General features: G+C 62.0%; 16 protein-coding genes and 1 pseudogene. 4 read left to right on the top strand and 13 right to left on the bottom strand.

The window, feature by feature from the left end; genetic code table 11:
* Positions 1-293: 293 nt before the first annotated feature.
* A pseudogene (locus QNI11_RS24990) lies at positions 294-992 on the top strand (IS6 family transposase).
* Between the two features lie 281 nt (positions 993-1,273).
* Here QNI11_RS24990 and QNI11_RS24980 read toward each other — a convergent pair.
* From QNI11_RS24980 to QNI11_RS24960, 5 genes are all read right to left on the bottom strand, one after another.
* Positions 1,274-2,113 carry a shikimate dehydrogenase gene (locus QNI11_RS24980; protein WP_283983764.1) on the bottom strand — a complete coding sequence of 280 codons (840 nt, stop codon included), beginning with the start codon at positions 2,111-2,113 and terminating at the stop codon, positions 1,274-1,276.
* Positions 2,110-3,612: a tripartite tricarboxylate transporter permease gene (locus QNI11_RS24975; protein ID WP_283983763.1), complete on the bottom strand. Its 1,503-nt coding sequence runs from the start codon at positions 3,610-3,612 to the stop codon at positions 2,110-2,112. Before QNI11_RS24975 ends, QNI11_RS24980 begins: the two co-directional genes overlap by 4 nt.
* The gene (locus QNI11_RS24970; protein ID WP_100931242.1) at positions 3,609-4,181 is read right to left on the bottom strand and encodes a tripartite tricarboxylate transporter TctB family protein; all 573 of its coding nucleotides are present in this window, start codon (positions 4,179-4,181) and stop codon (positions 3,609-3,611) included. The genes QNI11_RS24975 and QNI11_RS24970 overlap by 4 nt, the downstream gene beginning before the upstream one ends.
* A 104-nt stretch (positions 4,182-4,285) precedes the next feature.
* Positions 4,286-5,287: a tripartite tricarboxylate transporter substrate binding protein gene (locus tag QNI11_RS24965; RefSeq protein WP_283983762.1), complete on the bottom strand. Its 1,002-nt coding sequence runs from the start codon at positions 5,285-5,287 to the stop codon at positions 4,286-4,288.
* Positions 5,288-5,417: 130 nt separating this feature from the next.
* On the bottom strand, positions 5,418-6,353 hold the full coding sequence (locus QNI11_RS24960) for a LysR family transcriptional regulator (protein ID WP_283983944.1): 936 nt from the start codon (positions 6,351-6,353) through the stop codon (positions 5,418-5,420).
* Positions 6,354-6,467: 114 nt separating this feature from the next.
* Between QNI11_RS24960 and QNI11_RS24955 the strand changes: the two genes are divergently transcribed.
* Together QNI11_RS24955 and QNI11_RS24950 are read left to right on the top strand one after the other, a co-directional pair.
* A complete protein-coding gene (locus QNI11_RS24955) occupies positions 6,468-8,147 on the top strand; it encodes an FAD-dependent oxidoreductase (protein WP_283983761.1) in 1,680 nt (559 codons plus the stop codon).
* Between the two features lie 2 nt (positions 8,148-8,149).
* Positions 8,150-8,959, top strand: a complete 810-nt coding sequence (locus QNI11_RS24950; RefSeq protein ID WP_283983760.1) for a sugar phosphate isomerase/epimerase — start codon at positions 8,150-8,152, stop codon at positions 8,957-8,959.
* 580 nt (positions 8,960-9,539) lie between these two features.
* On the opposite strand, the gene QNI11_RS24945 is transcribed toward QNI11_RS24950, so the two are convergent.
* From QNI11_RS24945 to QNI11_RS24925, 5 genes are read right to left on the bottom strand one after another with little or no spacing between them, the layout of a single operon-like run.
* Complete coding sequence (locus QNI11_RS24945; protein WP_283983759.1) at positions 9,540-10,943, bottom strand: hypothetical protein; 1,404 nt, start codon at positions 10,941-10,943, stop codon at positions 9,540-9,542.
* Positions 10,940-11,641, bottom strand: coding sequence for a tannase/feruloyl esterase family alpha/beta hydrolase (locus tag QNI11_RS24940; RefSeq protein ID WP_283983758.1), 702 nt, complete (start codon positions 11,639-11,641; stop codon positions 10,940-10,942). Before QNI11_RS24940 ends, QNI11_RS24945 begins: the two co-directional genes overlap by 4 nt.
* Complete coding sequence (locus tag QNI11_RS24935) at positions 11,605-11,859, bottom strand: hypothetical protein (protein ID WP_283983757.1); 255 nt, start codon at positions 11,857-11,859, stop codon at positions 11,605-11,607. Before QNI11_RS24935 ends, QNI11_RS24940 begins: the two co-directional genes overlap by 37 nt.
* A 31-nt stretch (positions 11,860-11,890) precedes the next feature.
* Positions 11,891-12,862, bottom strand: coding sequence for a TRAP transporter substrate-binding protein (locus QNI11_RS24930; protein WP_283983756.1), 972 nt, complete (start codon positions 12,860-12,862; stop codon positions 11,891-11,893).
* A gap of 55 nt (positions 12,863-12,917) precedes the next feature.
* Positions 12,918-14,060 (bottom strand): mandelate racemase/muconate lactonizing enzyme family protein, encoded by a 1,143-nt coding sequence (locus tag QNI11_RS24925; protein ID WP_283983755.1) that lies wholly within the window; start codon positions 14,058-14,060, stop codon positions 12,918-12,920.
* A 114-nt stretch (positions 14,061-14,174) separates the two neighbouring features.
* On the opposite strand from QNI11_RS24925, the gene QNI11_RS24920 reads away from it, so the two are divergent.
* On the top strand, positions 14,175-15,113 hold the full coding sequence (locus tag QNI11_RS24920; RefSeq protein WP_283983754.1) for a LysR family transcriptional regulator: 939 nt from the start codon (positions 14,175-14,177) through the stop codon (positions 15,111-15,113).
* Positions 15,114-15,415: 302 nt separating this feature from the next.
* On the opposite strand, the gene QNI11_RS24915 is transcribed toward QNI11_RS24920, so the two are convergent.
* The 3 genes from QNI11_RS24915 to QNI11_RS24905 all read right to left on the bottom strand — a co-directional run bounded on the left by QNI11_RS24915 (position 15,416) and on the right by QNI11_RS24905 (position 17,819).
* Positions 15,416-16,897 carry a sodium:solute symporter family protein gene (locus QNI11_RS24915; protein WP_283983753.1) on the bottom strand — a complete coding sequence of 494 codons (1,482 nt, stop codon included), beginning with the start codon at positions 16,895-16,897 and terminating at the stop codon, positions 15,416-15,418.
* Positions 16,894-17,079, bottom strand: coding sequence for a hypothetical protein (locus QNI11_RS24910; RefSeq protein ID WP_157815087.1), 186 nt, complete (start codon positions 17,077-17,079; stop codon positions 16,894-16,896). Before QNI11_RS24910 ends, QNI11_RS24915 begins: the two co-directional genes overlap by 4 nt.
* Positions 17,080-17,195: 116 nt before the next feature.
* Positions 17,196-17,819: an isochorismatase family protein gene (locus tag QNI11_RS24905; RefSeq protein WP_283983752.1), complete on the bottom strand. Its 624-nt coding sequence runs from the start codon at positions 17,817-17,819 to the stop codon at positions 17,196-17,198.
* Positions 17,820-17,828 lie beyond the last annotated feature (9 nt).

Raw genomic sequence — 17,828 nt, 5'->3', positions numbered from 1 at the left:
TTCGCCAGCCTGCCCAAAAGGTGAATAATTCATCTGTTGGTATGCGATGACGCCCCGGCACCTGTCAAAAATTTTCGGGACCGGCGTTCGGGGCGCGAATACTCCCGGCGCCAATGTTGCCGATCCGACACGCTGCGGTTTTGCCCTGCGGAATTGGTATATTCTGGTTGGCCTGGTGGCCCGCCCCCTGCCCCCTCGGCGCCCGTCTCGCGCGGGACGCGTGACGGGTTCTGTCGGAAACTTTGGTTCTTGACCGATGTGTGCTGGGGACTGACGGTCCTTGAGGTCGGGCGCTGTTCGGAGGGCGCAAGACTATCTCGTTCAAAGGCGCTCGGTTTCCGAAGGAGGTCGTCCTCATCGCGGTATTCTGCTGCGGTCGCTACACGGATTCATACAGGGATTTGGAGGAGATCATGGCCGCGCGCGGCGTCCAGATTGACCATGCGACGCTCGATCGCTGGGTTGCCAAATACCCCCACTGATTGCCGCCAAAGCGCGTCTCCGGAAGGATCCAACTGATCGGTCTTGGCGCATGGATGAAACCTGTGTCCGGGTGAAAGGCACGTGGGTTTACCTCTACCGGGCCACCGACAAGCTCGGGAAAACACTGGACTTCATGCTGCCGAAGCGGCGCAACAAGACGGCTGCGACCAAGTTCTTCGCTCGGGCGCTGGAAGTAAACGGTCTGCCCCGCAAGATCCTCATCGACCGCAGTGGGACCGACACCGCCGGGATCAACGCAGTGAACCGAATGCCACGTAGCTTTGGATGCCCGATCCTGATCGAAATGGTCCGGACCAAGTATCTCAAGACCATGGTTGAGCAGGATCAGCGCACCGACAAAAACCGCATTCGACCGATGGCTGGGATTCAAGCCATTGGTCTCCGCATCGGCAACGTTCGAAGGGATCGAAGCCGCCAAAATGATCCGCAAGGGCCAGATGACGCCCGGCCTTTGCCCGTTCACGCAATTTACGGCACTGGCGGCCTGACAAAAGGTGGTTAGAGCGGTTCTCTCGGTTGCCTATAAGTTTGCGACGGAACCAGGCGCGACGCCGCAAATCGCCGGACAGCCCTTCGAAGTCGCGGAAGGACTGGAACAGAGTGATCTCAAGTCAGTGTTCGCGGATCATTGCCCCGATGTCGCGGGTCCTGCCCACATCGGCAACGAAATCTTGCCCAAAGATCTCGATACCGTCGAACTATGCCTTGGCGATGGCGGCCGGTTTCGCGCGTAGCGTGCCAGATATGAAAAACGTGGCGATTGAGGTTTTCACTGCGCCACCTCCAGCGCTTGTCGCAAAGCGATCCGATCCAATGGTTTGCCGCCAGAGAAATGCTCCCAAGCGTGGACGCCTTGCCAGAAGAACAGTTCGTAGCCGGAAATGATGTCCAGACCTTGTGCGGTGGCGTCCTTCAGGAATTGCGTATCGACGGGCGTGTAGACCGCGTCAAAGGCCCAGTCTGCCCCTTGCATCGCATCCGCGACCAGTGGCGTGCCGTCATAGCCGACCATGCCGACGGGTGTGCCGTTCAGCAAGCCCTGCGCCCCCCGGGCAGCTTCGGTCGCATCTGCAAAGGCGGCAATGCGGGTGTCACCGGCAACCGCCCGCAGATCGCCCGCCAGCGCCTCGGCCTTGGCCATATCACGGTCCACCAGCCGGATTTCCGTGGCCTTCAACGCGACCAACCCAAAGGCCAGTGCCCGCCCGACCCCACCGGTGCCGATCAGGCAGCTGATGCCGGGGGCGTCGATCCGTGTCGCGCGATAGGCCGCCACGAAACCGGTATAGTCGGTGTTGAACCCTTTCGGTCCATCAGCATCGAAAAGCACCGTGTTGACCGCCCCGATGGCACGCACCAACGGGTCATCGGCCGTCACCTTGGCCGCGGCGCGTTCCTTGTAGGGGTACGTGACATTGATCCCGCGAAACCCGTGGCCGGGGCACTGATCAAACACGGCGTCGAACTCTTGCCCCAGATCACGCGGGATCAGACGGTCATATTGCACGGTCATACCGCTCTGCTCACCAGCCAGCCGGTGCAGCAAGGGCGAGCGCGACCGAGCGATATTGTCGCCGATCAGGCCCAGATGCAGGTCGGGCATGGTCATGCCTCCTTGAACAGCTTGGATTTGCCCCAACGCCAGACAGGGGTCTGAGAGACGAATACGAGGATCACGGCCACCAACAACGTCAGGCTCAGCGGGCTGGTGACGATCCCCCAGAAGAAGCGGCCCAGTTCCTCGCGTTCGGAGATGATCGCGCGGCGCCAGTTGTCATCCAGAAGGCGTGACAGGATCACCCCAAGGATCACTGGCCCCAACGGATAGCCGTAATGCCGCATGAAGTAGCCGAACACGCCAAAGCCGAGCATCCAGTAGACATCGGTGATCGCGTTGTTCACGGCAAATGCGCCGACGATCGACAGCAGCATGATCAGCGGGATAAGCACAGAGCGCGGCATCTCGACGATCTTGGTGAACAGCTTGATGCCCGTTAGACCAAAAATCAGCATGAAAACGTTGGCCATGACCAGGCAGCCGACGATGAACCAGAACATATCCGGTTGCTCTATCATCAGCATCGGGCCGGGGTTCAGCCCGTGAATGAACAGCGCACCGATCATGATCGCGGTCACCGCGTCACCGGGAATCCCCAGCGTCATCATCGGAATGAACGCCCCACCCACGGCGGCGTTGTTGGCCGTTTCGGGGGCAACCAGACCCTCCATCGCGCCTTTGCCAAAAGGTACTTCGGGGTTTTTCGTGACCCGTTTAGCGTGATCATAGGCCATGAGCGCGGCAATATCCCCACCAGTTCCGGGCAGAGCGCCAATGATGACGCCAATCGACGAGGTTTGCAGCGACAACGGCAGGTGTTTCTTCACCGTCGCCAGCGACGGCACGATACGGCTGATCTTTTGCCGCACAGCGTCCTTGTCGACGTGGTGCAGCTGCAGAAGCGCCTCGGACACGCCGAACATGCCGATCATCACCGCGATAAACGAAATGCCGCCGTTCAGGAGGTTCAGGTCAAAGGTGAAACGCTCGGTAAAGGTCAGCGGATCGCGCCCAACGGCACCGATGGCAATGCCAAGCGCCCCGGCAAAGATGCCCTTGAGCAAGGACCCCTGCGACAGCGACCCGACCAGCAGGATGCCCAGAATGGCCAGTAGCATGTAATCGCGCGGCTGGAACTTCAGCGCGAAATCCGACACGAAGGGCGCGGCCAGCGCCAGCACGCCGATGCCGATGAACCCGCCGATAAAGCTCATGACCGTGGTCACGCCGATGGCGGTGCCCGCCTCGCCGCGCTGCGCCATGGGATAGCCGTCCAGCGCCGTGGCAATTGCCGAAGGCGCGCCGGGGATGTTCAGCAGGATCGCCGTGCGCGAGCCGCCATAGACCCCACCCATATAGATGCCGATCATCAGCGAGATCGCCGGGTAGACGTCCCAGGAAAAGGTGAACGAGATCAGGATCGACACCGCCATCGTCACCGACAGGCCCGGGATCGCACCGACATAGACCCCGGCAAAGGTGCCCAGACCCACCAGCAGCAACAGTTGCGGCTGAGTGAAGACAAGGAAGAAATCCATGAGCGCGGTCATTCGGCACCTCCTGCGAACAGCGTGCGGAAAAATTGGACAAGCTCGGCCTCGGGGACGATGCCGGACGGCATAAGAACGGAAAACACGATGCGGAAGATCAGCCAGATCACCACCAGCGCAGCCAGCGCGATGGAGCTGGTCCAAAGCCACGACCGCCGCCCCAGCACCTTGATCGCGACGATCAGGAAGGCGGCGGAGACCGGCAGGAAGCCGACGGTCTTCAGCGCCATCCCATAGGCCACCAGCAGCCCCGCGAACAGGATCACCGTCCACGGCAGGATGTCTTTCATCACCGTTTCCGTGCGGTCCAGCGGCAGGCGCACGGTCTTCAGCAGCACCAGCGCGCCACTGATCACCATGACCACGGTCGTCGCCAGCGGGATGGATCGCGGCGAGGACAGTCCGTTGGGGCCAAAGGAATTCTCGATCCCCCAGGCGTCCCAAACCAGATACAGGCTGGCCACCGTCAGAAAGACGGCAAAGAGCAATTCTCCGGGGCGCCGCTTGTCAGGCTCGCCGCCGGGCGTGGCATCGGATGTGCCGTCGTGATGTTCCGGATCGATCTGCATGGGGCCCTCCTCCCGTTGCGTGCTTTTATGAAAAAGGGTGCCGCACCCCATTGGGCGGCACCCCGTTTGTGCCTCGGGCCACCGGCCCGACAGGGAATGTCAGATCACTCGCCGGGGCGCGCGATGCCGAACTCTTCGGGCGATGCCTTGGTCATGCCTGCGTCTTGAAGCAGCCACGCGGTGCCCTGCTGCCACTTGGACAGGAACGCTTCGGCTTCGGCGCCGGAGATGTTCATCAGGGTAAAGCCACGACCTTCCATCAGGGCTACGAAATCTTCGTTCTGCGCCGCCTGTGCATAAGCGTCGGTCAGCTTGGCGACCACCTCGTCCGGCGTGCCTTTCTTGGCGAACACGCCAAAGAACGGACCCCAAGGGAGGTAGGTGTTGTAGCCTGCGTTCACCTCGGCCACGACCTCGACATCGGGCAGGTTCTCGTTCTTGACCACGTCGACCACGCCGAGCGGCTTCATGTTGCCGGCCTTCACGCCTTCGATGGCGGCGCCCAGAACGGCGGGCATGACGTCGATCGCACCGCCCTGCAGACCGGTCAGAGCCGGACCGTCACCGTCGTAGGGGACAAAAATCACGTCCAGATCACCCTCGACCGCCTCGACCATTGCGGTCACGACCGACGGCAGACCGCCCGGGCCGGTCGAGCCGAAACGGACCTCGCCCGGATGCTCCTTCACATAGGCGATCATCTCGGAATAGGTGTTGAAGGGGGCGTCGTTGTTGGCCACCAGCAGCGGGGTGCCGCGTGCGAGGATGTTGATCGGCGTGAATTCCGAGTAATCCTTGTCGCCCAGACCCATGATTTTATACAGCATCGGGTTCTCGGCGCCCATCAGAACGGTGTAGCCATCCGCAGCTGCATCGGCGACGTAATTCAGGGCAATGGCGCCCACGGCGCCGGTCATGTTCTGCATGACCACAGTGCCGCCGAGAACCTCTTCGGCATGGGGCGTAACCGAGCGCATCACGGTGTCGGTCGATCCACCGGCCCCCCACTGGATGATGCCCTGGATTTCCTTTTCGGGGTATTCGGCAATAGCCATGCCAGTGGTAAGTGCAAGCGCCGCAGCGGCGCCCATCAGAATGCGCTTCATGGTATCCTCCCTAAGCGTCTCCATGTCTCCCACTGCCGGGATCCTCCCGACCAGGAGACGATGGCAGGCAATCTGCCCGATTCTGTATTTTAACGTCAAATACCCAAACTTCACTGATCATAACATCAGGTTAATCCATGGGATCAGCCTTGCGCACACCGCGCAACGATGGACCATCCTCGATCGCCTTGGACAGTTCACGGCGGAACTGCGCGATGGCATACTCGGCAAAGCCCGACAGCACGCGCCCCTTTTTGCGCACCACATAGATTCCGACCTGCGTCACCTCTTTCAGCGGGCGGCGGATGACACCGGCCATGTAGACCTCGGCCACAGAGAATTCGTCGATTACCGCAACCCCCAGCCCGTGCCGGACAAAGCTGACCAACGTCTGGGCAAAACGCCCGCGCATCGCATGCTGCACCGCCAGCCCCTCCTGTTCGAAGGGCCGCGCAAGAAGACGGCCGTAAGGATCTGCGGGTTCCAACCCGATGACCGGGTGCTGCGCCAGGTCATGCACGGAAACCTCGGCCTGGGCCGCCAAGGCATGACCTTCAGGCATGATCGCCACCAACCGTCCTTCGGCGATCTTGTCATTCTCCACAGCGGCGTTGACCACGGACGAGCTCATGATGACGAACTCTCCACGCTCCAGCAGAAGGTAGTCCAGAGTCTCTTCGATCTTGAGGATGTTGAGGTCGATGAACAGGTCGGCGTAGCGTGCCCGCACCTGTTTCATGACGCGCGCAGCGATGAACTGCGCCACCGATGGGGCCGAGGCGCAGGATAGCCGCACCTCTTCCCCCTTCTGCAGCGCGCCAACCGCCTGCTGCAGGTTCTCGACTCCCTTGTAGACCTCGCGCAATTGGTCAAAGACTTTCGAAGCCTCGATCGAGGGGATGAACAGGCCGGACTTGCGCTCGAAAAGCCGAATGCCAAGGCTTTCCTCGGTGTGCTTGACCAAGCGGCTTATGCCGGGGGCCGAGACATTCAGCATCTGCGCGGCACCGTTGATCGTGCCGGTCATCATCACGGCCCGAACAACCTCGATCTGCCGCAATGTCATTTCCGTCATGGGTGCCTCCCGTGCGATTAACATGACGTTACTCATTACGAATAACAAGCATTTGACGTTACCCGCCCACCCCGCGAGTTTGCGTCAGCAAAGGGGGGGATCGGCATGGACATGGACTGCGACCTGTTGGTGATAGGCTCGGGCGCGGCGGGTCTGGCAGCGGCTGTAACGGCGGCACATCACGGATTGCGAGTCATACTGGCAGAGAAATCCGCAACGGTGGGCGGCACGACGGCGTGGTCCGGCGGCTGGATCTGGGCGCCGTGCAACCCGGTCGCGCATCGCAACGGCATCGTCGAAGACCCGTCAGAGCCGCGCCGCTATCTCGAAGCCGTCCTGGGCAACGCGTTCAATGCCGAATTGGTCGATGCCTTTCTGGCTGCCGCGCCGGAAATGGTCGGTTTCTTCGAAGACAACACCGCGCTTGCCTTCGAATGTGGGGCAAAGATCCCAGATACCTACAGCCACTTGCCCGGCGCGGGTATGGGTGGCCGCTCGGTTATCGCGCAGCCCTATGACGCACGCGATCTGGGAGACGCGGTGGAGCTGCTGCGCAAACCGATGAAGGAAACGACCTTCTGGGGCATGACGATTCAGGCCGGGCCGGACCTGCGCGCCTTCATGACGGCAACGCGGTCGGTGGGGTCGGCGCTGCATGTGGCACGGCGTTTGTCGCGGCATATGTTGGAACTGGCGCGGTTCGGTCGCGGGATGCAGGTGCGCAACGGCAATGCCCTTGTCGCGCGTCTGCTGCGCTCGGCACTGGATCAAGGCGTGACCATCCTGCCCGGGCATCCGGCGACCGGGATGATCACCCAAGACGGGCACGTCAAAGGCGCGACCCTGACAGGCCCGGATGGTGCTGTTCAGGTCACCGCAAGCAAGGGCGTCGTGCTGGCGGCGGGCGGCTTTCCGCATGACCTCACGCGTCGTGAGGCCCAGTTTCCGTGGCCCGAGAACCACCTGTCCCTTGCCCTGCCCCACGCCACGGGCGACGGGCTGCGACTGGGCGAAAGTGCGGGCGCACTGCAGAACACCACTTTGGTCAGCCCCGGCGCATGGTGCCCGGTGTCGCGCGTGCCCTTTGCCGATGGCTCGACCGGGGTCTTCCCGCATATTATCGACCGCGGCAAGCCCGGCGTGATCGGCGTGCTGGCCAGCGGGCGGCGCTTCACCAACGAAGGCCTGGGCTATCACGACTATGTCCGCGACATGCTGGTCTCGGTCCCCGACGGTACGCCCGCCGAAAGCTGGCTGATCTGCGATCACCGGTTCATCCGCCGCTATGGTCTGGGCATCGTGCGGCCCGCGCCGGTGCCGCTGTCGCCTTGGCTCAGGAACGGCTACCTGACCCGAAGCGAGACACCAAAGGCGCTGGCGCAGGCCTGTGGCATCGATCCGGCCGCGTTGATCGAGACACTGACGACCTACAACGCAGGCGCACGGCGGGGCGAAGACCCTGCCTTTGGGCGCGGCACGACCCCTTATATGCGCCTGCAGGGTGATCCTGACGTCACGCCGAACCCCTGCATTGCACCCATCGAAACCGGCCCCTTCTACGCGGTCAAGGTGGTGCCGGGCAGCTTTGGCACCTTTGCGGGATTGAAGACGGATGGACATGCAAGGGTTCTGGACGACAACGGCGCGCCGATCCCCGGCCTTTACGCCGCCGGCAACGACATGTCTTCTGTCATGGGCGGGTACTATCCGGCGGGCGGCATTAACCTTGGACCGGCCCTGACTTTTGGGTTCGTCGCTGGTCGACACGCAGCGAAAGGCTTCTGAACATGCGTTTTCTGTCCCTGGCCCACCTTACTGCCATCGATCTCGATCCACCGGCCCTGATCCGCGCTGCCGCCGATGGCGGTTTCGACGCAGTCGGGTTACGCCTCTTGCAGGTGACACCGACATCACCGGGTTATCCGCTTTGGGAAGATGCGCACCTGCTGCGCGAAACACGGGCGGCGCTGCGCGAGACCGGCGTGACGGTTCATGATATCGAGTTCGTGCGCATCACGCCGGACACGGATGTCGACGCCCTGCTGCCGTTCCTCGACATCGGGGCCGAACTGGGCGCGCGGGAAGTCATCACCGCGCCCTATGATCCTGACCATGCACGCATGGCCGAGACCCTCGGTCGTTTGTCGGTCGCCGCGAGCCAGCGAGGTCTGGGTATCGTGCTGGAGTTCTTCCCTTGGACCGATATCCGTACGGTGGATGACGCGCTGCGCCTTGCAACGCAAGCCGGGCCAAGTGTCGGCGTCCTGCCCGACAGCCTGCACTTCGACCGCTCTGGCTCCTCGCTCGACACCCTTGCCGCGCTGCCGCCCGAACGCTTGCGCTTCGCCCATCTGTGCGACGCGCCTGTCCTGCCTGCCTACAATGAAACCACGCTGTTGTACGCAGCGCGCGAGGAACGTTTGCTGCCCGGAAAAGGTCAAATCGACCTCGCCGCCTACCTCCAGGCGTTGCCAGCCGGGCTGCCTTTGGGGATCGAAGTGCCCAGGACAAAGAGCTTCCAAGCCATCGGTGGCGCCGAACTGATCAAGGAAACCGGTGAGTCAGTCAGATCATTCCTCAAATCGTTGATGACATAGAACTGCGGCAGCCCCGAACCGGTAATCGAACCGCAGATCATGGCCGTAAATGCGGGAACCCGGCGGGTTGGTTCTCCGGGCCCGAGGAGACCCCGTTCGTTAGAACGGGAAATCGTCGTCACGGTCGACCAACTCGGAGTTTTTGTTCTCAGCCGACTTCGGGCGGCTCAGGAAGGCGGCCTTTTCGGCGATGATCGCGCAGAACGCCACCTCGCGCCTTCGCCGTGCGAACGGTGCATGCGTTTCCCGAAACGGACAGCAGATACCTGGTCAGTCGGACGCAATACACAATCGCCCGATTTATACCTTACAATACAAGCGGAGCGCATGCTGAAAAGCTGAAGGTCAACGCTAAGTCAAGGCCCGCGCCGATGACGGCAATGTCGATAGACTCGATGTATTCCATGGTGAGAACTCTGGTGCTTTGTGTAAGCTTATTTGTTTGTACACAATTGTTTTTACAGTCGAGAAAGCGCCGCAATTCGGAGATTCTCGTGAAATCCATCCATTGATGGTGTATATTCGGCCTTGTCCCGTCCATCCCGTCTCGGGGTTTGCGCGCGTGGTTCGTCCCTTTGCCTCAAATTCTCGGCGACGCCAGAAGCCACAGGCCAAGCGAGGTGTAGAACACCATGAAGACCGCCAGAGGGATTTGCGACAGGACGGCTTTGCGCGGCGTTTCGTGGATCTCAAGCGCAATCCCATGCGCCATCAGAACCGCCACGATATGACCGAGCGTGATGACGATGGTCTGGAAGGCCCAGAGCGTATGCACCCCGGCTTCGGTGTTGAACATCGACTGGGTGATATGGCTGTGTGCCGTGCCGAACAGATCCCAGCCGCGTCCCAGCGGATCGGAGATCACGACCCACAAGTATTGCGCATCCATGATCAGCCGTGTCGCGAAATGCGACAGCATATAGGCGACGTAAATCGGCAAGAGCGTATAGGCGAAGCGCCCGATCAGCGTGCGCAGCGGCACATCGGTCCGGGCAATGCGCTCTCCCAGCCAGAGGGCGAAACTGAACATGGTCGCCAGCAGACCGCCACCAACGATCAAACCCAGCGTGTTCGGTCCGATCACGGTGGACCGGCCATGGAAATCGAGCGGGTTCACACCCAGAAATCCAAGCCATTTGAAGGTCGAAACCACCCCGTCGAACGTCCCGGCCGCCAGCATCAGAATGATGAATCCGGCGGCAGAGAGGCTCAGCACCGGACGCATCAGCGCTGCCGCCCCTGGCAGGACCAGACGCCAGCCATCGGAGGAACGCACGAAGGGCGAGACCACGGACAGGGCGTGATAGAGCACATGAAGCGGCTCCGCCCGACGCGTCCAGTCGGTCATGCCGAAAAGGACCATGCCAAGCCCATTCAGCCCGAGAAACCAGATCAGATGCAGGAACAAAGCCTCGGGATCGGTCGCACGGATCGAGATCAGATCGACCCAGATCAGGTAGAACATCTGCGCGATGGCAATGCCGTGGCCGAGCTGCGCGGGCAATTTGAGCACCGGCTTTTGCCCCAGCCTCAGCACGGTCAGAAGGCCGGTCCATGGGTTCAGCCAGGGCCAGAGATTGCCAAAGATCGCTGCCACCGCCGACATAACGATCCAGCCCAGTGTCCAGACCCCGAGCGTGATCGGATTGGTCAGCGGATCGTCCTTGCCCGCAAGCCCAGCATAGAGCAGGAACAGCGTGAACAGGAAAGACAGGCAGGACACGATCACCTGCCCATTGCCCGGCCGCACATCAACGGTCTGATCTGCCTCGCGTTTGTAAAGGCTGTGAAAACGCCCTGCGGGCACGACGGCCAGAATGAGAAAGCTCGCGAGCACTGCCAGAGACGCGCCGAGGATGTAGATCTCCGTCGGCATCAACAGGATGAAGCCCCCCGCCGCCTCATGCGCAAGTGCCGCGCAGGGCCAGGCTGCGGCGGCCATAGCAACTAGGTATGCCGCCATGACGCGCCGCATCTCGGTCATTGGGTAGGTTCTCCGCCGGTCAGCAGGCCCGCAGAGATCCCGACACTTCCGATCCCCAGAGGGGCGTTCTGGCAGCTCCAGCTCTCTGCAAGATTGACGTCGCCCGTCCCGTCGTAAACGGCGCGCGCCGGATAGGTGCAGAGCGGCATCGCGCGCGTCTCAACACCTTCGTCATCGAATTTCCGTGCCGTGAGCGTTTCGGGCGCGCGCCCCTCTTCGACCCAGGCCTCCAGTGCGGCCAGCGTGTTGAAGGTGTCCGGTCCCGCGCCGCCGCGGCAATGCCCCATACCCGGGACCATAAACAGACGCGCCTTGTCAGACAGCGCCTCTTCGCTGCCTTCGCGACGGATCAGATCATCGACGAAACGCGTGGTGCGGAAGGGCGAAAGCGCATGATCTCCCCAGCCGTGATAGAGGATCATCTTCTTGCCGCTGTCGAGGAACGCCTGGGTGGCCGTCAGGTCCGATCCATTGCCCGCCTCGGTCATGGCAACGAACTCCTCGACGACCGCGCGCGGCACGGTTCCATCGGGCGAAATGCCCAACTCCCGCACATTGTATGTCGGGTCCTGTTTCACCAGATACTGGACGATATGATCCGAGAAAGACCACTCGATCGGCGCCGGGTCGAACCCGTCATTGCCCCAGGGCTCGGCCGCGTTCACATCCAGCGCCGGTTCTTTTCCGCCCTGAAACAACGAGAACCCGCTATCGAATAGCACCGGGGCGTATCCCGGATATAGGCCACCACCGCGCCCCCCATCACGAACCAGATGAACAGGATCGAGATGAGGTCTTCGGCAAATAGCAGAGAAACACCGACGCTGCGTCCGAGCATCTGGGCAAGCACCAGCACATACAGGGCGACGAAGATCGCGCAGGCTGCGATGGTGGCGATCTTGTCGACCTGTTTCATGGTGAATGCCTCTCCACTCTTTGGCATCGTGTCAGTGTTCGGTCGCGCGGATGCGTTCGTAAAGCGCCATGCCGTCCTCTCCAAGCACCTCCTGCGGGATCTGCCTTATGGCATCCTGAACACCGGTATGATCAAACTCGATCAGTTCCATGCCGCCTTCGCTGGTCAGCCAGGCGACATCTTCCTTCTGGATTTCCGCTGCACGTTGGCTGGTCCAGGCGACCGTCTCTGCGGCAGCCTCGGTAATCGCGGCCTGAGCCCCCTCATCCAGATCACCGAAGATGTCGGCGCTCATGAAGAACCCGGTCAGCTGCGGGCGGTGATCGGTGGTGATCAGGTAGTCCTGAACCTCGTAGAACTTCTGCGCACGGATGAAGTTCGGCGGGTTCTCCTGCGCGTCGACCGTTCCGGTCTGGAGCGCGAGGTAGAGTTCGGTAAAGGCGACGGAGGCGACATCCGCACCAAGCGCCTGCCAGGTCTTCGCGGAAATCTCGCCGCTCGGCAGACGCAGCCGCAGGCCGTCCAGATCCGCAACACCGGAAATCGGTTCGTTCGCCGTCAGCTGGCGGTCGCCGACATATTGCCAACCCAGCGATTTCACGCGGTGGTTATCGGCGAGGTAGCCGCCCAGTTCCTGGCCGATTTCACCGGAGAAAACCGCCAGCACATGCGAGGCATCGTCATAGACGAACGGCATGGAGGCCAGCACATAGGGCTGCGCCATGAAGTCGAGCACGATGGTGCCGGTCAACGCCATGTCGAGCGAGCCATTGGACAGCTGCTGCAGGTTTGCACGTTCGTCGCCAAGGGCGCCACCGGGAATCACGGTCAGCGTGGTATCGCCGCCGGTCTTTTCGGAAACTAGGTCCGCGAAATGCTGGGCGCTCTGGCCCGGCAGGGAATCCGGCGCGAACTGGTGGCCGAGCGTCAGCTTTTCCGCGATCGACGGGGTCGCCAGCGCGCTCAGCGCGCCGGCCATCAAAAGAAACTTGTATCCGGTCATCAGGCAATTCCTCCACTGCTTGCCATGCGCCCTATCGGGCAGGATCAGGTCGTCCCTATTCTGCGGCGATCGACCAGCTTTCGGTGAGCCAGGGCTCGAGTTCTTCGGGCTTCAGGTCCAACCCCAGCCCGGGCGCATCGGAGAGAGCTATGGAACCATTGCTGTCCAGTGGCATCGGACGTAGCGCCAGAAGGGGGTTGGGCGTCATGTCGTATTCAACGTAAGGGTAAGGCGCAGGCCCGCCCCCGCGCCGGACAGGCTCCAGCGCGGCAAGGTGCAACGAGGCGGTCGCATTGACGATTGTCCCGAAGCTGTGCGGGATCGTGGGCGTGTCGTACGCCATCCCCAACGCCGATATCTGACGGTAACCGGTAAAGCCTCCACAGACCGTCGGATCGGGCTGCAGGACGGCAAACGTCCCGGCTTCGAGATAGTCGCGAAAGGCTGCAGGTGTGCCAAGCGCCTCGCCTCCGGCAAGAGCCGTACGGCACCGTCCTGCCAGGGCCTTGTATCCGCTCAGGTCTTCAGGCTGCAGAGGCTCCTCGGCCCACATCAGGCCCGCTTCTTCCATCCGCCGCAGAGACTCGATTGCCCCGGCGAGCGTATAGCCCTGATTGATGTCGACCATCAGGCCGATGTCGTCACCGACCTGCTTTCGCAGCGCCATGGCCATCTTGCCATCCTTGACCGGGTCCATCCCGGCCCTTGGTTTGACGGCCCTGAAACCACCCTTGAGGTAGTCCTCGACTTGATCCGCATAAAGGTCATAGCCGTCGCTCTCGCTGATGAACGGACCTGACGCATAGGCAAACACTCGATGCCTGAGCGGTCCGCCCAGAAGCTGCGCCACCGAGAGCCCCAAGACCTGTCCGGCGGCGTCGTGGATCGCCATATCCAGCCCCGACAGCGCCATGCGCGACGTGCCGCGACGGTCATAGGCCAGAACGGCGCGCATCTTCTCGAAGAGCGGAATGCGGTCCACCACCGGCTGCCCGAGGAGGATCGGCGCGAGTTTTGCCCGGATAAAGGCCGCCGCGCCAAAAGGCGCATTGAAGACCTCGCCCCATCCGGTCTTGCCGCAATCAGTCGCGACAGAAACCAGCATGAAATCACGACGGCGAATGAAGGTCTGCGCATTGCCGAGCGCGGGTTCCGGGCTGAAGCCAAGCAGATAGGCGTCAATTCGGTCGATCTTCATAGTGCAGGTTCTCCCATCCCTGCCACACGGGTAGCAAAGCCCGACTTGATAAGTCCAATCGCATGTTCATGCATGTTCATAACCTTTATGACATGTTTGGCAGAGGTCCCTACGATGCAGATAAGCCTGCGGGAATTCGAACTTTTCGTTGCCACGATCGAACTTGGCACCCTGACGGCTGCAGCCGATGCCCTGAACATATCGCAGCCGGCCGCGTCGAAGATGCTGCGCACATTCGAGGAGCGCCTCGGCGTCGAACTGTTCCGCCGCGAGAAGAAGAAACTCGTGCCGACGCCGGACGCCTATGAGCTTTTCCCCGACCTGGCTCAGGTGCTGCGCCAGGTTTCCGCCGTCAAACGACAGGCCGATATGATGAAGGACCGTCGTAGCCGACAGATCGAGATCGTAACGAATCCTGCCATAGCTTCGAACATCATGCCCGGAGCGGTTGCGGCCTTCAGAAGCCGGTTTCCCGATGCGAACGTCCTGCTGCGGACCAGAACCACGGTCGAGGTCAACGACCTGTTGATCAAGGATCAGGCCGATCTCGGTGTCGTCTACGAAGCCAGTTTCGACGGCAGGCTAAGTCCGGAGACCATCAGCCAGGAGGAGATCGGCTGCCTTGTGCATCCGGACCATCCGCTTGCCGGGCGCGACGTCGTTACGGCTGCGGATCTCGAAGGTTTGCCCTTGATCGCGCTCGGCACGACACAGCCGGTCGGAGCAGCGTTCCGGCGCGTAATGCGCAGTTGCAGGATAGAGCCCAGGATCGCCTTTGAAATCTCGCAGTCCAATACGGCAATCAGTTTCGTCGCGCAAAACCTCGGTGTCGCCATCCTGGATGCGATGGGGCTGGGAGAGGGCCGGCATCGCGGTCTTTGCGCCCTGCCCATGGTGCCAAGGGCCACCGTCCGCCTGAGCCTCGTGCATGCGGCCAACCGGAGGCGGACAAAGGAACTGCAGTGGATGGCTCAGTGCATCCGGACAATGGCAAACTCTTCGGCCCGCAAACTGGGCCAGACGCAGCCGCAAAGCCCGTCGGGGCCAGATTGATGCGACCGGGCGATCCGGGGGGCCCACGCCGACACCAATGGACGGGTGGCGGTGAACGCAGGCAGCCGTTTGCCCGCGGCCCGCGCCCCGGTCAGATATTCCCGGCGAGGTGGCAAGCTGCCCTCTGGGACGATGACGCCGCAGAAAGTTAGTCAGACCAAATTCAAACCGTCCGCCTTGGCCACCCGCAGGCGCGCGTTCCACTACCCCATCGAAGCCGTCATAAAGATGCGGCAATCGGCGCGACTTGAGGACCGGCCCCGCCGAAAAGGGCGGAGCCGGTCCTGGTGTCAGATCAGGCCTCAGCCTGCGTTGACGGCGGCTCTGACAGGTTCGGATGCACGTTTAGCGACGAAGCCCTCGGTCACCTCGTTGCTGACACGGGTCACAAGGCTGACGCCGACGAACAGCAGTGTGGAAACCGGCAGACCGAGAATACCCGCGTTATAGCCAAAGAGCTTGTTGCCGGTCAGATACATCACGATCACGAAAAGACCGCCCCCCGCGATGGAGGACAGCGCCCCCGCAGCCGTGCCGCGCTTCCAGAAGAACGCGCCGACGATGGCGGGTACGGTGACCACGAGGCCAGCGGAGGCCGCTACCGACAGTATCGAGATCAGGCTCAGCTCCAGGGCGGCGAACCCCAACGCCAGAAGCGAGATCACCGGGATAACCAGCTTGCCGACCCACAGCTGACGGTGATCGGACTGATCGCCGCCGACATTGCCATAGACGTCCCGCGCTACCATGGACGACAGGGTCAACAGGATGGAGTCGATGGTCGACACCGCTGCGGCGAGGATGCCCACCATCACGATGACACCCAGCACCGGCGGCACGAAATCAGACGCCAGCAGGACCGAGGTCGCCAGGTCCGGGCTTGCCAGATCCGGGAAGGCGACGAAAGCGGAGAAGCCCCAGATCACCGATACAAGCGTGTAGATCAGGCCGAAACACAGGAAGATCAGCAGCATCCGGCGCAGCGCGCCAAGGGATTCCGGCATGAACAGACGCTGGCTGACCTGCGGGTTCGAGATCGAGAAGAAGAACCACGGAATCGTCAGGCCGATGAACGTCTGCAGGCTGAACAAGCCCGGCCCCGGCACGGTCAGCATCTCGGGCTTGCGCTCGGCCACGGTGGCAAACATGGCGTTGAACCCGCCAAGCTCGCTGACCACCAGGATGGCGACCAGGGCCGATGCGACGATCATCACCAGCGCTTGCAGGCTGTCCGTCCACATGACCGAGCGGATGCCTGCAACGTACGAAAAGAAGATCGCCAGTACGGTGGCAATCAGGAGACCGGTCCCGAAGGAAATGCCGCCTTCGGTCATGCCCGAGACAAGGTAGCCTATGCCCGACAGCTGCACCGCCGAATAGGGGATCAGGAAGACGCAGCTCACCACAGCCGCCGCAATGGCGACCCAGCGGCTGCCATAACGTGCGCCCAGCATTTCCGACGGGGTGACAAAGCCGTATTTCTTGCCTGCCGCCCAGAAGCGCGGGCCGAAGATCGCCACCAGCGAGACGCCCGCGAAATAGACGATCTCAAAGCCCAGTGCGCCGACGCCGCCCTTGTAGGTCAGGCCCGCGAGGCCGACCATCATGAAGGCGGAATAGGTGGTTGCGGAATAGCTCAGCGCCGAGACAACGCCGCCCATGCTGCGCCCGCCCAGAAAGTAATCCGACATGGTGGTTGATTTGCCCGCGCGCGACAGCAACGCGACGATGACCGAGATCACGACATAGGCGCCGATCCCGTACCAAATGAACGACTGGCTCATTGCTCATCCTCCGAGAAAGAGGCGGTCGCCAGTGCGTTCAGCACGATGATGGCGACGCCTGCGAGGGTCCAGAACAGAAAGGCCCCGGTCCAGCTTGGCGTGTCGCCAAGCAGACCGTAGGGCACGGCGTAGCAGGCCAGGATGACCAGCCCCACCAGGCATAGGGATACTGTACGTAGCATTGTGTGTGCTCCCGTTGGTGTGTTGAGGTGTTTGCGGTCGGGTGCTTTTCCGCACCACTTATTGGCTGTCGTCGAAGGGTGGCAGTCGGCCCGAAGACCGCTCAGGCACGCGCCTCTCAGGCGAGGCTGTCGAGCCAGGCCGCGATATCCGCCGCGTCGGTGACATCGGCGTATTTCTGGTTCATGTCATAGAGGTTTGCCTCGTGCGGGGCGGCGGCGCGGTCGGCGCAGCAATCGCGCGGCACCAGCACGTTGAAACCCGATTGTACCGCATCGACGACAGTTGCCCGCACGCAGCCCGAGGTGGTTGCGCCGCAGACGACCAGCGTATCGGTCTTGGCGCCGGTCAGCAGAGCCGCAAGAGTCGAGCCGAAAAAGGACGATGCGCCCTTCTTTACGACGATGGGGTCGTTTGGCTGGACACCGGTAGCCGCGTCGATTTCGACAAGCCGCGATCCTTCGACAAGAGCGCGCATGCCTGTGGCTTTCCGGAGCCAAGGCAGGGTGTCCAGTTCACCGGGGTGAAAGGCGATGGTCGAGAAGATCACCGGGAAGCCCTTGTCGCGGGCGATATCGCAAATCCGGCGCGTCTTGGCCATCTGGGCGCTTGCGTCAGATGCGGTGGGGTATTGCGTGTCGGTGAACCCGTAAGAGAAATCCACCACCACAATCGCCGGGCGTGTGCCGCGCGGCACCGGCTGGCCGAAACCGGCATCGGAATAGACCTGTTCCTGAGACATCCCTGGTCC

The organism is Sagittula sp. MA-2 (genome assembly GCF_030126985.1).
Classification (GTDB): Bacteria; Pseudomonadota; Alphaproteobacteria; order Rhodobacterales; family Rhodobacteraceae; genus Sagittula.
This window is presented reverse-complemented; position numbering and strand designations above follow the sequence as displayed.

What these genes read in the sequence shown, in the direction of transcription:
- QNI11_RS24980 (WP_283983764.1), bottom strand. Translation starts at nt 2,113, where the DNA reads ATGACCATGCCCGACCTGCATCTGGGCCTGATCGGCGACAATATCGCT.
- QNI11_RS24975 (WP_283983763.1), bottom strand. Translation starts at nt 3,612, where the DNA reads ATGACCGCGCTCATGGATTTCTTCCTTGTCTTCACTCAGCCGCAACTG.
- QNI11_RS24970 (WP_100931242.1), bottom strand. Translation starts at nt 4,181, where the DNA reads ATGCAGATCGATCCGGAACATCACGACGGCACATCCGATGCCACGCCC.
- QNI11_RS24965 (WP_283983762.1), bottom strand. Translation starts at nt 5,287, where the DNA reads ATGAAGCGCATTCTGATGGGCGCCGCTGCGGCGCTTGCACTTACCACT.
- QNI11_RS24960 (WP_283983944.1), bottom strand. Translation starts at nt 6,353, where the DNA reads ATGACATTGCGGCAGATCGAGGTTGTTCGGGCCGTGATGATGACCGGC.
- QNI11_RS24955 (WP_283983761.1), top strand. Translation starts at nt 6,468, where the DNA reads ATGGACATGGACTGCGACCTGTTGGTGATAGGCTCGGGCGCGGCGGGT.
- QNI11_RS24950 (WP_283983760.1), top strand. Translation starts at nt 8,150, where the DNA reads ATGCGTTTTCTGTCCCTGGCCCACCTTACTGCCATCGATCTCGATCCA.
- QNI11_RS24945 (WP_283983759.1), bottom strand. Translation starts at nt 10,943, where the DNA reads ATGACCGAGATGCGGCGCGTCATGGCGGCATACCTAGTTGCTATGGCC.
- QNI11_RS24935 (WP_283983757.1), bottom strand. Translation starts at nt 11,859, where the DNA reads ATGAAACAGGTCGACAAGATCGCCACCATCGCAGCCTGCGCGATCTTC.
- QNI11_RS24930 (WP_283983756.1), bottom strand. Translation starts at nt 12,862, where the DNA reads ATGACCGGATACAAGTTTCTTTTGATGGCCGGCGCGCTGAGCGCGCTG.
- QNI11_RS24925 (WP_283983755.1), bottom strand. Translation starts at nt 14,060, where the DNA reads ATGAAGATCGACCGAATTGACGCCTATCTGCTTGGCTTCAGCCCGGAA.
- QNI11_RS24920 (WP_283983754.1), top strand. Translation starts at nt 14,175, where the DNA reads ATGCAGATAAGCCTGCGGGAATTCGAACTTTTCGTTGCCACGATCGAA.
- QNI11_RS24915 (WP_283983753.1), bottom strand. Translation starts at nt 16,897, where the DNA reads ATGAGCCAGTCGTTCATTTGGTACGGGATCGGCGCCTATGTCGTGATC.
- QNI11_RS24910 (WP_157815087.1), bottom strand. Translation starts at nt 17,079, where the DNA reads ATGCTACGTACAGTATCCCTATGCCTGGTGGGGCTGGTCATCCTGGCC.
- QNI11_RS24905 (WP_283983752.1), bottom strand. Translation starts at nt 17,819, where the DNA reads ATGTCTCAGGAACAGGTCTATTCCGATGCCGGTTTCGGCCAGCCGGTG.